At 69.0% G+C, this 13,181-nt stretch carries 11 protein-coding genes; 8 read left to right on the forward strand and 3 right to left on the reverse strand.

Going from position 1 to position 13,181, the window contains the following annotated elements:
- Window positions 1-125: 125 nt before the first annotated feature.
- Window positions 126-905, reverse strand: coding sequence for a transcriptional repressor LexA (gene lexA, locus ACGF8A_RS22580; protein WP_210589133.1), 780 nt, complete (start codon window positions 903-905; stop codon window positions 126-128).
- Between the two features lie 558 nt (window positions 906-1,463).
- On the opposite strand from lexA, the gene nrdR reads away from it, so the two are divergent.
- Both nrdR and ACGF8A_RS22590 read left to right on the forward strand, forming a co-directional pair.
- The gene (gene nrdR / locus ACGF8A_RS22585; protein WP_393110867.1) at window positions 1,464-2,015 is read left to right on the forward strand and encodes a transcriptional regulator NrdR; all 552 of its coding nucleotides are present in this window, start codon (window positions 1,464-1,466) and stop codon (window positions 2,013-2,015) included.
- A 162-nt stretch (window positions 2,016-2,177) separates the two neighbouring features.
- Window positions 2,178-5,072 carry a vitamin B12-dependent ribonucleotide reductase gene (locus ACGF8A_RS22590; protein WP_393110869.1) on the forward strand — a complete coding sequence of 965 codons (2,895 nt, stop codon included), beginning with the start codon at window positions 2,178-2,180 and terminating at the stop codon, window positions 5,070-5,072.
- Window positions 5,073-5,278: 206 nt separating this feature from the next.
- On the opposite strand, the gene ACGF8A_RS22595 is transcribed toward ACGF8A_RS22590, so the two are convergent.
- Window positions 5,279-5,812: a TerD family protein gene (locus ACGF8A_RS22595; RefSeq protein ID WP_393110871.1), complete on the reverse strand. Its 534-nt coding sequence runs from the start codon at window positions 5,810-5,812 to the stop codon at window positions 5,279-5,281.
- Window positions 5,813-5,963: 151 nt separating this feature from the next.
- Here ACGF8A_RS22595 and ACGF8A_RS22600 point away from each other — a divergent pair, with 151 nt between their 5' ends.
- The 3 genes from ACGF8A_RS22600 (at window position 5,964) to ACGF8A_RS22610 (ending at window position 8,263) form a co-directional block, all read left to right on the forward strand.
- Window positions 5,964-6,569 carry a YdbC family protein gene (locus ACGF8A_RS22600; protein WP_393110873.1) on the forward strand — a complete coding sequence of 202 codons (606 nt, stop codon included), beginning with the start codon at window positions 5,964-5,966 and terminating at the stop codon, window positions 6,567-6,569.
- Between the two features lie 116 nt (window positions 6,570-6,685).
- Window positions 6,686-7,345: a histidine phosphatase family protein gene (locus tag ACGF8A_RS22605; protein WP_393110875.1), complete on the forward strand. Its 660-nt coding sequence runs from the start codon at window positions 6,686-6,688 to the stop codon at window positions 7,343-7,345.
- Window positions 7,346-7,357: 12 nt separating this feature from the next.
- Window positions 7,358-8,263 carry an ADP-ribosylglycohydrolase family protein gene (locus ACGF8A_RS22610; protein WP_393110877.1) on the forward strand — a complete coding sequence of 302 codons (906 nt, stop codon included), beginning with the start codon at window positions 7,358-7,360 and terminating at the stop codon, window positions 8,261-8,263.
- A 523-nt stretch (window positions 8,264-8,786) separates the two neighbouring features.
- On the opposite strand, the gene ACGF8A_RS22615 is transcribed toward ACGF8A_RS22610, so the two are convergent.
- On the reverse strand, window positions 8,787-10,337 hold the full coding sequence (locus tag ACGF8A_RS22615; RefSeq protein WP_393110879.1) for an MFS transporter: 1,551 nt from the start codon (window positions 10,335-10,337) through the stop codon (window positions 8,787-8,789).
- A 185-nt stretch (window positions 10,338-10,522) separates the two neighbouring features.
- Between ACGF8A_RS22615 and ACGF8A_RS22620 the strand changes: the two genes are divergently transcribed.
- The 3 genes from ACGF8A_RS22620 to ACGF8A_RS22630 all read left to right on the forward strand — a co-directional run bounded on the left by ACGF8A_RS22620 (window position 10,523) and on the right by ACGF8A_RS22630 (window position 12,650).
- Window positions 10,523-11,146, forward strand: coding sequence for a TetR/AcrR family transcriptional regulator (locus ACGF8A_RS22620; RefSeq protein ID WP_393110881.1), 624 nt, complete (start codon window positions 10,523-10,525; stop codon window positions 11,144-11,146).
- An 83-nt stretch (window positions 11,147-11,229) separates the two neighbouring features.
- Window positions 11,230-11,931: a ribonuclease HII gene (locus ACGF8A_RS22625; RefSeq protein WP_393110883.1), complete on the forward strand. Its 702-nt coding sequence runs from the start codon at window positions 11,230-11,232 to the stop codon at window positions 11,929-11,931.
- A 68-nt stretch (window positions 11,932-11,999) separates the two neighbouring features.
- On the forward strand, window positions 12,000-12,650 hold the full coding sequence (locus ACGF8A_RS22630; RefSeq protein ID WP_393110885.1) for a hypothetical protein: 651 nt from the start codon (window positions 12,000-12,002) through the stop codon (window positions 12,648-12,650).
- Window positions 12,651-13,181 lie beyond the last annotated feature (531 nt).

Raw genomic sequence — 13,181 nt, forward strand, 5'->3', positions numbered from 1 at the left:
CGTTCCGCCTGCTGGCGTCGGCGCATCGACCCGTCCTGCGCAGGACAGCACAGGACCCCGGAACCGGCGCAGGGGTCCCGGGGCCCGGTCAGGGGGGCGGTCGTGACAGGGCCGCCCGCGGGGCATCACACCCGCCGCAGAACGGCGACCACCTTGCCGAGGATCGTCGCGTCGTCGCCGGGGATCGGCTCGTACGCGGAGTTGTGCGGCAGCAGCCATACATGGCCGTCCTCGCGCTTGAAGCGCTTGACGGTGGCCTCGCCGTCGAGCATCGCGGCCACGATGTCACCGTTCTCGGCGACCGGCTGGCGGCGGACGGTGACCCAGTCGCCGTCGCAGATCGCGGCCTCGATCATCGAGTCACCGACGACCTTGAGCACGAACAGCTCACCGTCACCGACGAGCTGCCGGGGGAGCGGGAAGACGTCCTCGACCGACTCCTCCGCGAGGATCGGGCCACCGGCGGCGATACGGCCGACCAGCGGCACGTAGGACGCGGCGGGCTTGCCCGCGGTGTCCGTGGGCTGCACGGATGCGGCCTGGTCGGAGCCGCGGACCTCGTACGCGCGCGGGCGGTGCGGGTCGCGGCGCAGGAAGCCCTTGCGCTCCAGTGCCATCAGCTGGTGCGCCACGGAGGATGTGCTCGACAGGCCGACCGCCTGGCCGATCTCCCGCATCGACGGCGGGTAGCCGCGCCGCTGCACCGAATCCCTGATGACCTCGATCACGCGGCGCTGCCGGTCGGTCAGCCCGGAGCTGTCCGCCCGGATGCCTGGAGGTCGACCCGGCAGGGAGCGCTTGTGTCCCTCTGGGTTCGTGGCTTCGTTCATCGCATGCACCGGCTCGAGTCGGCCCTGGGAGCGGTCCTGGGCAGTGATGGTGGCACTGTCTGCGGTGGTGGTCACGTCGGCCCCTCTCGATGGTCTCCCTGCTGGACAACGGTAGTTGCTTTCGAAAGGTTGCGCCAAACACACGTTCGAGTGAAAAAGTGCGAATCGCCGGACGCGATCTTGTGTCTGGGTGTATGGCTAACGCGGTGCCGCGCGGACAAAAGCGCCCATTGTTGTACGCTTCACCGCCGGGGTGGCCCTCGTGAAGTGCGGCCCAGTCTGCCATCCGGTGCCTCGTTCGCCGGGTACCGGCCCCGTGTACGCGTGAAGTCCTACGTCTTCTCCCTGCGCCGCCCACCGTATCTCCCCAGGTGCGGCCGCGATACGGCTGTGCGTTCGCCCCCTCGGGCCTGCCGCACGCGCGCGTGCGGCGCGGTGGTGCCGCCGACACGCGAGCCTGGGCCGATGTATGAGCCAATCCCCACATCTAGTGGTTGGATGGCTACAGCAGCCCAGAAGTTGTGGTCCCCCCGGTCTTGCGTCGCTCGATCATCGCCTATGCTTGTGCTCGCTTCGAGGGGCCTGAGGGTCTGTTGAGGCTATTGAGTCTGCTGTGAGGAGGGTTGGGAATCCATGCACTGCCCCTTCTGCAGGCACCCCGACAGTCGTGTGGTCGACAGTCGTACGACCGACGACGGCACGTCGATCCGCAGACGCCGCCAGTGCCCTGACTGCTCCCGTCGTTTCACGACCGTGGAGACGTGTTCGCTCATGGTGGTGAAGCGGTCCGGAGTCACCGAACCCTTCAGCCGTACCAAGGTCATCAACGGCGTTCGCAAGGCATGCCAGGGGCGGCCTGTCACCGAGGACGCCCTCGCCCAGCTCGGCCAGCGGGTCGAGGAGGCGGTGAGGGCAACCGGAAGCGCCGAGCTGACCACCCATGACGTGGGGCTGGCCATACTCGGCCCGCTGCAGGAGCTCGACCTTGTCGCCTATCTGCGATTCGCGTCCGTCTACCGGGCGTTCGAGTCGCTGGAGGACTTCGAGGCGGCGATCGCGGAACTCAGGGAACAGCCGGACCGCCCCGCCGGGGACGACGAGGACGACGGCGCGGGGGGCCGGGAAGACGACCGCGGGTCCGGAGGGGCTGCTCAGCTCCCCGAGCCCACTCGCTCCGCCGACTGAGCGGCGGGCCGGGATCGGAGGCGGCATCCGTACCGGCCGGGTGGCGGCGACCGAAGACCTGTTGCGGGCGGCGGCGAGCGGGCCCCGCAACACCAGACAGAACACCGTGCCACGGGAACATCGGGGCACTTCAGGGCGTTTTAGCCCGTACAGGGAGGCGGCATGACAGAGACGGCGAGCGGTCCGGCACGGAGTTCCCGCGCCAAGGGCACCAAGGCGACCAGGGGACTGCGTATCGAGCGCATCCACACCACCCCCGGCGTGCACCCGTACGACGAGGTGGCCTGGGAGCGCCGTGACGTCGTCATGACCAACTGGCGCGACGGCTCGGTCAATTTCGAGCAGCGTGGCGTCGAGTTCCCCGACTTCTGGTCGGTGAACGCGGTCAACATCGTCACCAGCAAGTACTTCCGCGGTGCCGTCGGCACCCCGCAGCGCGAGACCAGCCTCAAGCAGCTGATCGACCGCATCGTGAAGACGTACCGGAAGGCCGGCGAGGACCACAAGTACTTCGCCTCGCCCGCCGACGCCGAAATCTTCGAGCACGAGCTGGCGTACGCCCTCCTGCACCAGATCTTCAGCTTCAACAGCCCCGTCTGGTTCAACGTCGGCACCAAGCAGCCCCAGCAGGTCTCCGCCTGCTTCATCCTGTCCGTCGACGACTCCATGGAGTCGATCCTCGACTGGTACAAGGAAGAGGGCATGATCTTCAAGGGCGGCTCCGGCGCCGGCCTGAACCTCTCCCGGATCCGCTCCTCCAAGGAGCTCCTCTCCTCCGGCGGCAACGCCTCCGGTCCGGTCTCCTTCATGCGCGGCGCCGACGCCTCCGCAGGAACGATCAAGTCCGGCGGCGCCACCCGCCGCGCGGCCAAGATGGTCATCCTCGACGTCGACCACCCCGACATCGAGGACTTCATCGAGACCAAGGTGAAGGAGGAGGAGAAGATCCGCGCCCTGCGCGACGCGGGCTTCGACATGGACCTGGGCGGCGACGACATCACGTCCGTCCAGTACCAGAACGCGAACAACTCGGTCCGTGTGAACGATGAGTTCATGAAGGCGGTCGAGCAGGGCGGCAAGTTCGGCCTGCGCGCGCGGATGACCGGTGAGGTCATCGAAGAGGTCGACGCCAAGGCCCTGTTCCGCAAGATGGCCGAGGCCGCCTGGGCCTGCGCCGACCCGGGCATCCAGTACGACGACACCATCAACCACTGGCACACGTGCCCGGAGTCCGGCCGTATCAACGGCTCGAACCCGTGCAGCGAGTACATGCACTTGGACAACACGTCCTGCAACCTCGCCTCGCTGAACCTGATGAAGTTCCTGAAGGACGACGGCAAGGGCAACCAGGCCTTCGAGGCCGAGCGTTTCGCGAAGGTCGTCGAGCTGGTCATCACCGCGATGGACATCTCCATCTGCTTCGCGGACTTCCCGACCCAGAAGATCGGCGAGAACACGCGCGCGTTCCGTCAGCTCGGCATCGGCTACGCCAACCTCGGCGCCCTGCTGATGGCGACCGGCCACGCGTACGACTCCGACGGCGGCCGCGCCCTGGCCGGCGCCATCACCTCCCTGATGACCGGCACGTCCTACCGGCGCTCCGCCGAACTCGCCGCGGTCGTCGGCCCGTACGACGGTTACGCCCGCAACGCCCAGCCGCACCTGCGGGTCATGAAGCAGCACTCCGACGCCAACGCCGCGGCCGTGCGCATGGACGACCTGGACACGCCCGTCTGGGCCGCTGCCACGGAAGCCTGGCAGGACGTGCTGCGCCTCGGCGAGAAGAACGGCTTCCGTAACTCCCAGGCGTCCGTCATCGCCCCGACCGGCACCATCGGTCTCGCGATGTCCTGCGACACCACCGGCCTCGAGCCCGACCTCGCCCTGGTCAAGTTCAAGAAGCTGGTCGGTGGCGGCTCGATGCAGATCGTCAACGGCACCGTCCCGCAGGCACTGCGCCGCCTGGGCTACCAGGAGGAGCAGATCGAGGCGATCGTCGCCCACATCGCCGAGCACGGCAACGTCGTCGACGCCCCGGGCCTCAGGCACGAGCACTACGAGGTCTTCGACTGCGCCATGGGCGAGCGCTCCATCTCCGCGATGGGCCACGTCCGCATGATGGCCGCGATCCAGCCCTGGATCTCCGGTGCCCTGTCCAAGACGGTCAACATGCCGGAGTCGGCGACCGTCGAGGAGGTCGAGGAGATCTACTTCGAGGCCTGGAAGATGGGCGTCAAGGCGCTCGCCATCTACCGCGACAACTGCAAGGTCGGCCAGCCGCTCTCCGCCAAGACCAAGGAGAAGGAGAAGGCCGAGATCACGGAGAAGGCCGAGGCCGCCATCCGTGAGACGGTCGAGAAGGTCGTCGAGTACCGCCCGGTCCGCAAGCGCCTTCCGAAGGGCCGTCCCGGGATCACCACGTCCTTCACCGTCGGCGGCGCCGAGGGCTACATGACGGCCAACTCCTACCCGGACGACGGTCTCGGCGAGGTCTTCCTCAAGATGTCCAAGCAGGGCTCGACCCTGGCGGGCATGATGGACGCCTTCTCGATCGCCGTCTCCGTGGGCCTGCAGTACGGCGTGCCGCTGGAGACGTACGTCTCGAAGTTCACGAACATGCGCTTCGAGCCGGCGGGTATGACCGACGACCCCGACGTCCGCATGGCCCAGTCGATCGTCGACTACATCTTCCGCCGTCTGGCGCTGGACTTCCTGCCCTTCGAGACGCGCTCCGCGCTCGGCATCCACTCCGCCGAGGAGCGCCAGCGTCACCTGGAGACCGGCTCGTACGAGCCGTCGGAGGAGGACGTCGATGTCGAGGGTCTGGCCCAGTCGGCGCCGCGGGCCCAGGAACTGAAGGCCGTCGCCACGCCGAAGGCCGACATCGAGGCGGCCAAGCCCGCCCCGAGGCAGGCCCACACCAGCGCCGAGCTGGTGGAGATGCAGATGGGCATCCAGGCCGACGCCCCGCTGTGCTTCTCCTGCGGCACGAAGATGCAGCGCGCCGGCTCCTGCTACATCTGCGAGGGCTGCGGCTCGACGAGCGGCTGCAGCTGACGCCTGACACATAGCGCCTGACGACGAGGGGTGCCGGCTCCGCGCCGGCACCCCGCGTCGTCCTCAGGAGCGTGCTCCGCGGACTAGGCCTCGACGGGCGGCCATGGCTGGGCATCGACCCGTCGAACGGGTGGACGTGATGCCGACGAGCTGTCACCCCGGGATGTCTGGCCCGTCCAACGGGTGGACGTGATGCCGACCAGCTGTCATCCCCGGGACGTCTGGCCCATCGAACTGGTGAACGTGCCGGGGTCCTCCTCGAAGCCCTGGACACCGGCGTGCAGATCCCACGCGCCGGAGTCGCCGCGTACGAACTCAGCGACCCTCGCCGCCGTGGAACCAAGGACACTGCCGAAGTCGTCCGTGGCGAGGTCCGTGTAGCCCTCGCGGATGCGCAGCGACGGTTTGACCACGCTGACGAACGTGCGGCGGTCGGGGCGCTGCTGGATGACGACGCCGACCACCACGCGCGCGTAGCGCGGGTCCAGCCGGTCGAGTTCCACCGTCATGACCTCGTCCCAGCCGAAGCCCTTGCCGTCCTTGCTGTCCCGGTTGAGCGTGATCGTGCCGTCCGGGGAGCGGCTGTCGAAGTGGACCGTGTAGGCGGGGTCGCCGTACGGATCGCTCGCCGGATAGGTGGCGGCCACTATGTCCAGATCGGTCGGCGGCTGGCCCGCCGGGCTCGGGTCCCACTTCACCGCGATCTCGACCTTGCGGATCCCCTTGGTGATGCCGCTCATCGGACGTCGTCCCCCTTCCCATGCGCCCGCAGCCCGAACTGCCGGGCGGTCGAAGCCGGTTGTCCATCCTGCCACGCGCGCGGGTGGGCGTGCGGGAGGGCACCGCGTTCGAACGTGACCGGCGCCACGCCCATGGCCGTACGATGGCGCGGTGCTGGTCAAGTGGATTCGCTGCACCGTGGTGGACCGCCGCGGCTTCGAGCGGGGGCAGCGAAAATGGGCGGGGCTTCTGGGGGAGCCGGGATTTCGGGGACAGGGCGGAGGCTGGAGCCGTAGCAGGCCCTCGGTGGCGCACATCTTCGCCTTCTGGGAGAGCCGTGCCTTCTACGACTCCTTCATGGCCCGCTCCCACGACCGGCTGGCGGCGGCCCAGTCCGGCACCTTCAAGGACGCCCGGGTCAGGCTTTTCGACTACCGCTTCGACGTGAAGACGGGCTTCGAAGCGCGCTTCACGGACGCCGATCTCGTCCGGGTGGCCGTCTGCCGTGTCCACGAGCAGCGCGTCGAGAACTTCACGCTGATGCAGGAGAAGGTCTGGAACCCCGCGATGGCCGGCTCGCCCGGGATGATCCGCGGGCTGTTCGCCGAGGCCCCGGGGCACGAGTTCATGGTTCTGTCGATGTGGCGGTCGGCCGCGGAGCACGGCAAGTACCGTACCGAGCGTGTCGAGCGACTCGCCCTGCGCGCGCAGACGGAGGCCGACGTCGCGGCGCTCACGGGCGACATCGTGGAGCTGGAACCCAGCTGGATCGTGTGAGATCGGGCCCGGACACGTGCACCCTTTGTGGCGTATGGTGCGGAAACTGTGTGACCTCCGCCGTATGGAGCCCGTACGAGTGCTCGATATGGCGTCGTCCGATCTAGGGTTTTGGCATGGCACGACCACGGCGCATCGTCCTTGTCCGGCACGGCGAGTCAACGGGCAATGTTGATGACTCCGTGTACGAACGCGAACCCGATCACGCACTGGCACTGACCGAACGCGGCTGGCAACAGGCCGAGGAGGCCGGTAAGCGGCTGCGCGACGTGTTCGGACGGGAACGCGTCAGCGTGTACGTCTCCCCCTATCGCCGTACCCACGAGACGCTCCGCGCCTTTCACCTCGACCCCGAACTCATACGCGTGCGTGAGGAGCCCCGGCTGCGTGAGCAGGACTGGGGCAACTGGCAGGACCGGGACGACGTCCGCCTGCAGAAGACGTACCGCGACGCGTACGGGCACTTCTTCTACCGCTTCGCCCAGGGTGAGAGCGGTGCCGACGTGTACGACCGGGTCGGCGGCTTCCTGGAGAGCCTGTACCGCAGTTTCGAGGCGCCGGACCACCCGCCGAACGTCCTGCTCGTGACGCACGGCCTGGCCATGCGGCTGTTCTGCATGCGCTGGTTCCACTGGACCGTCGCCGAGTTCGAGTCGCTGTCGAATCCCGGGAACGGCGAGATGCGGATGCTCGTTCTGGGGGAGGACGGCAGGTACACGCTTGACCGGCCGTTCGAACGCTGGCGAGATCCGGAACCGTACGGGATGACTGAATAGAGTGGCAGGGCAATGACTGACTCCTCTCCCGGCGGGCGCCTGGCTCGCGCCCTGGCCAGCCTGCGCGGACTCGCGGTCGGTGACGCCCTGGGCTCCCAGTTCTTCGTACCGGTGAACTACCCGTTGCTCAAGCACCGCGAGCTGCCGCCCGGCCCCTGGCAGTGGACCGACGACACCGAGATGGCCTGCTCCGTGGTCGCCGTCCTCGCCGCCCACCGGCGCATCGACCAGGACGCCCTCGCCCGCTCCTTCGCCGAGCACCACGACTTCGACCGCGGCTACGGCCCCGCCGTCAACCGGCTGCTGCGGCTGATCCGGGAAGGCGGCGACTGGCGGGAGCTGTCCTCCGCGCTCTTCAACGGCCAGGGCTCCTGGGGCAACGGCGCCGCGATGCGCATCGCCCCGCTGGGCGCCTGGTACGCCGACGACCCCGAGCAGGCCACGCACCAGGCGGAGATCTCCGCGTACCCGACGCATCAGCACCGTGAGGCCGTGGTCGGCGCCATGGCTGTCGCCGCTGCCGCAGCGCTGGTGGCTGCCCCCGGTGGACCGCCCAGCCCCGGGTCGTTGCTCGACGACGTCGTCGCGCTCGTGCCGAAGAGCGCCGTCGGCGCGGGGCTGCGCCGCGCCCGCGACATGCTCGACTACGGCGACCCGGCCACGGTCGCGGCAGTACTCGGCTGTGGCCGGCGTACGACCGCCCATGACACCGTGCCTTTCGCGCTCTGGTCGGCCGCGCGCTCCCTCCGCGACTACGAGGAGGCGTTCTGGACGACCGCGCAGGCCGGCGGCGACGTGGACACCACCTGCGCCGTCGTGGGCGGCGTGCTCGCCGCGGGTAAGGCCGGGACACCGCCCGTCGAGTGGTGGCGGCGGACGGAGGCGCTTCCCGAGTGGGCGCATGCGGTGTCGGTCTAGCCCGTCGGCGGGTGGGCGGTCCAGCCCGTCGGTGGGTCGCTGGTCCCGGCCGCGCCCCGGGTTGCTGGTCCAGGCCGTCGCCGGGTCGCTGTCCGTTTGTACTGGCTCCTGGCGGAGTTGAACTCTCTGTGTCCGACGGGAACTCTCCGTGATCAGGCGCTCGTTGTCGTGACAACTGCTGTGCGCGATCCGCGCGGGCGGGACAAGAGCGCTGGAGGGGGTGGCGGGGGTGCCGATGCCGCAAGGTTCTTTCGGGCCGGCCGAGGTTGTCGTCCTGGCTGCGGTCTGGGGTGCGTGCTCATTGATCGCCGGTGGGATTCCCGCGTGGGGCGTCTCCCCGAGGGCGCCTGCCCATGCGCTGCCGTGGCCTGCCCGAGCGGTGCGAATCCCCTCGTCGGAGTCCGCTCCGCCCATTCCCCGCCAGGCGACCGGCCCTCCGTCACCCCTCGCGGGACGGCGCCGCCGGCGTACGCCCGTGGCGCACGCCGGTGAAGCTCCCAGGCCGTCCCGTGATCCTCTGCTCTCAGCCGACCGCGGGTCCTGTCGTGCCGGCGAGCGCGTCCAGGTCGCTCTTTCGTACCCGGATCACCAGCCATGCCGTGGCCAGGGCGAGCACGGCCATGGCTGCTGCCGGGATGAAGGCCGTCGAGATGCCCTGCGCGAGCACCTCGTGGCCCCAGGGCGCGGGGAGCTGATGCGTCTGGGAGAACTCGGCCTTCTGCTCGGCCGTGCCGTCGGCGAGGAAGTTCGGCAGTTGCTGCTCCGCCGCGTCTCTGCCGGCCGTGCCGAACACGGTGGTGAGGATGGCCAGACCCAGCGAACCGCCCACCTGCTGGGTGACGTTGAGCAGGCCGGACGCCGCTCCCGCTTCGTGCCGGGCGACTCCGGAGACGGCGGTCACCGTCGCGGTCACGAAGTTCAGGCCCATGCCGAAGCCGAAGACCACCATCGGCCCGAGCACCGCTCCGGCGTACGAGCTCTCGTGGCTGATGAAGGTCAGCCACGCGAGTCCGACGACGACCAGTGCCGATCCGGCGAGCATGAAGGGCTTGGGACCGAGGACGGGCAGGAACCGCTGCGACAGGCCGACGCCGATCACGATGGCGACCGTGACGGGCAGGAAGGCGAGGCCCGCCTTGATCGGGCTGTATCCCAGCACGTTCTGCACGAACAGGACGATGTAGAAGAACATGCCGAACATGGCAGCGGCCAAGCTCAGCATGATCACGTACGTCCCCGAGCGGTTGCCGTCGCTGAACATCTTCAGTGGGGTGATCGGTTCCCTGGCCCGCATCTCGACGAAGACGAACGCCAGCAGCAACACCAGTGCCACGCCGAAGGACGCGAGGGTCAGACCGTCCCGCCAGCCCTCTTCCGCGGCCCGGATGAAGCCGTAGACCAGGGATGCCATGCCGATGGTCGACGTCAGCGCTCCCGCTATGTCGAAGCGGCCGGGGTGGCGTTCGGACTCGTTGATGTAGAGCGGGGTCAGGACGGCGATCAGGACGCCGATCGGCACGTTGACGAACAGCACCCAGCGCCAGTCGAGCCACTCCGTGAGCATTCCGCCGGCCAGCAGGCCGATGGCGCCGCCACCGGCGGAGACGGCGGCGAAAACGCCGAACGCGCGGTTCCGCTCCGGTCCCTCGGCGAACGTGGTGGTGATCAGTGCCAGCGAGGTCGGCGAGGCGATGGCCCCGCCCACGCCCTGCAGGGCACGTGCGGCGAGCAACTGCCAGGGTTCCTGTGCGATGCCGCCCAGCAGCGAGGCGAAGGTGAACAGCAGGATGCCGGTCATGAAGACACGGCGGCGGCCGAGGATGTCGCCGGCGCGGGCGCCGAGCAGCAGAAGTCCGCCGAAGGTCAGCGTGTACGCGCTGACCACCCAGGTGAGGTCGGTGGTGCTGAACGCGAGCGCTTCCTGAATTTGTGGAAGGGCTATGTTCACAATGGTGGCGTCGAGTACCACCATGAGTTGGCAGGCCGCGATGACGGTGAGTGCGATGCCCGGATGCCCTTGGCGGCGGGCGGCGGTGCTGGGTATGTGGTCCTGGATCTTCGGAGAGGTCGTCACTATGGGTCCCCCATGAACGGCTTAGTGAACGCTCGCGTTCACTGTCGCGCCAACCGTAGTGATTCCCCGCTAGTGAACGCAACCGTTCACTTAGATCGCTGTGGCGCCGCGCGTCCCCCGCGGTCGTCGCAGTACACGACTCCCTCCCCCAGATCCCCGCTTCCCTGTTCGTTGGAGACATCCGGATGGTCACTTCGCGCTGGACGGCCGCCCCCGCTCAGGCTGCCCCATCCCGTCGGCGCGGTGCTGTGCTCGAGACCGCGATTCTCGAAGCCGCGCTGGAGCAACTCGGTTCGGTCGGCTGGCACGGTCTCACGATGGAGGGCGTGGCGACCCGCGCCCAGACCGGCAAGGCCGCGATCTACCGCCGCTGGCCTTCCAAGGAAGACCTCGTCGCCGATGCCCTCCGGGCCGGGCTGCCGGACATGGCGGCGGCGCCCGACCTCGGGAGCGTCCGCGACGACCTGGTGGCGCTGACCCGGCTGGCGCGCGACGCGATGTACTCGCGTCCCGGCTCCGCGCTCCGCTCCGTGATTCACGAATGCGACAACGCTCAGGCGGAGCGCTTCCATGACGTCATCGTGCAAGGTGTGGTGGAACCCGCGATCAGGGTGCTGCACGAGGTGATCGACCGCGGAATCGAGCGGGGGGAGGTACGGTCCGACGCGGCGAACGGGTACGTCTACGACGCCGTGCCGGCCATGATGATGTACCGGTCGAAGGTGTGCGGGAGCGAATGGTCGGACCAGGACATCGAGGAGATGGTCGACCAGTTGATGGTTCCGCTGCTGCGCCCCAGTGGGAGCTGATGTGGGGCTGCTGCGCCACCGGCGGCGGCTTCGGCGAACCAGGGTGTCGCGGGCCGTTGGGGGCGGCGTAATCTAGGTGCGCCATGCCGTACGAACCACCCACTCACACCGTCGAGCGCTCCCTTCGCGCAACGACCGGAGCGAAGATCATTGCCGGTGTCGACGAGGTGGGGCGCGGCGCCTGGGCCGGGCCCGTCACCGTCTGCGCGGCGATCACCGGACTGCGTCGGCCCCCCCTGGGCCTCACCGACTCCAAGTTGCTCACCGTGAAACGGCGGACCGAGCTCGCCGAATTGCTGCGGACCTGGGTGACGTCGTACGCCCTCGGTCATGCGTCCCCGGAGGAGATCGACGATCTCGGAATGACGGCGGCGCTGCGGCTCGCGGCGGTGCGTGCCCTGGAGGGGCTGCCGATCCGTCCCGACGCGGTGATCCTCGACGGTAAGCACGACTATCTCGGGACGCCGTGGCAGGTCCGTACGGTGATCAAGGGCGATCAGTCGTGCGTGGCCGTAGCGGCGGCATCGGTGATCGCCAAGGTTCAGCGCGACAAAGTGATGGCCGAACTGGGTATCGACCATGCAGACTTCGGTTTTGCGGACAACGCCGGGTATCCCTCACCCGTGCACAAGGCCGCACTGGCGGAGCGGGGCCCCACCCCCTACCACCGGTTGACGTGGGCGTATCTTGATGCGCTGCCGCAGTGGCGGCACCTCAAGAAGGCCCGCAGCTGGGCGGACGGAAGTGTTCCGGAGATCGAAGGTCAGCTCGGATTCGATTTCTGACGGTTCCGGTCGCACGTATGTGCCACCCACTGGCGCGAGCCGTACCAACGTTTGATAGACATCAACTCATGCCTCTCATCCCCGAGGAGCCTCAGATTCACGAGAGTGCCCAGGGTCCCCGCGCAGCTTCGGCCAGTGGCCGTACCGCGCCGACCCCTCGTCCCGTACCCGGCCCCCGCCCCGCGGCCCCGCCGCGTCCTGGTCGTCCCGGCGCTCTCCGGCCCGCGCCGCCGGCGCAGCGTACGGGGGCGACCGTGACCAAGCCCGGGCCCGCGAGTCCGGCCGCAACTGCCGCCCCTGCCGCTCCCCTTCCGGCTTCGGCTCCGGCGACTCCGCAGATCCAGCTGATCCCGGCCCCGGCCGAGGGTGCGCTGGACGCTGCCGAGGAAGCCGTGGACCTGCTGCTGGAGGCAGGCCGGGCCCCGAATGACGTGCTGGTGATCACCACCGGCGAGCCGCACCCATGGGCCGCTCACGAGCTGTCCTTCGGTGAGGCGTCCTACTGGGCTCAGCATGATGCCCGCGACGACGTCTTCTACGCCGACGCCGCCGTGGCCGGGCGTGCCGCGTCCCGGCCCGTGGTCGTGGTCGCCGTCAACGGCGGTTCCGACACCGCTGCCGCCACCGCACTGCCTCTGGCCCTCACCCGAGCCGGCGCCCTGCTGATCGTCTGCGGCGACCCGCAGCAGATCAACTCGGTGCTGGGCGCGGGCGTCTGAGCCGGGTTCCCGTCAGAGCGGGACCCGTTGGCGGCCACGGCCGTCCCGGCGGTAACTGCACGGTGGCGCCTTCGGCGTGCTCGCGTGACGGGCGGGCACGGGCGTCGGGCCAGTGCGCGACGGCGGTCGTGTACGTGTCCTGCGGTCTGTCGGGGGCGCCGTGAGGCTCCGGGGTGGTCCAGGGGCGATGAGGTCCTTCGGTCGTTCTGGGGAAGCCGGTGAAATCCTCCGGTCGGGCTGGGGTCCGGTGAGATCCTCCGGTCGGGCTGGGTGACGTGCAGAGAGGGTCTCCCTGTCCGACGGGGGGATCCTCCTCCTGTGCCCCGGAGGAGACCCATGCGGGCCCTCAGGTCTGTCCGGATGAGGCGCCGCGAGGTTTTCCTGTCCGTCGGGGGACGCTTGTGAGGTCCTCCGGTCTGTCCGGATGAGGCGCCGTGAGGTTTTCCTGTCCGTCGGGGGACGCTTGTGAGGTCCTCCGGTCTGTCCGGATGAGGCGCCGTGAGGTTTTCCTGTCCGTCGGGGGACGCTTGT

This window comes from Streptomyces sp. NPDC047706, from assembly GCF_043204795.1.
Taxonomy (GTDB): Bacteria; Actinomycetota; Actinomycetes; order Streptomycetales; family Streptomycetaceae; genus Streptomyces.

Coding starts and splice junctions, on each gene's coding strand:
- nrdR (WP_393110867.1), top strand. CDS start 1,464: ATGCACTGCCCCTTCTGCAGGCACCCCGACAGTCGTGTGGTCGACAGT.
- ACGF8A_RS22590 (WP_393110869.1), top strand. CDS start 2,178: ATGACAGAGACGGCGAGCGGTCCGGCACGGAGTTCCCGCGCCAAGGGC.
- ACGF8A_RS22595 (WP_393110871.1), bottom strand. CDS start 5,812: ATGAGCGGCATCACCAAGGGGATCCGCAAGGTCGAGATCGCGGTGAAG.
- ACGF8A_RS22605 (WP_393110875.1), top strand. CDS start 6,686: ATGGCACGACCACGGCGCATCGTCCTTGTCCGGCACGGCGAGTCAACG.
- ACGF8A_RS22610 (WP_393110877.1), top strand. CDS start 7,358: ATGACTGACTCCTCTCCCGGCGGGCGCCTGGCTCGCGCCCTGGCCAGC.
- ACGF8A_RS22620 (WP_393110881.1), top strand. CDS start 10,523: ATGGTCACTTCGCGCTGGACGGCCGCCCCCGCTCAGGCTGCCCCATCC.
- ACGF8A_RS22625 (WP_393110883.1), top strand. CDS start 11,230: ATGCCGTACGAACCACCCACTCACACCGTCGAGCGCTCCCTTCGCGCA.
- ACGF8A_RS22630 (WP_393110885.1), top strand. CDS start 12,000: ATGCCTCTCATCCCCGAGGAGCCTCAGATTCACGAGAGTGCCCAGGGT.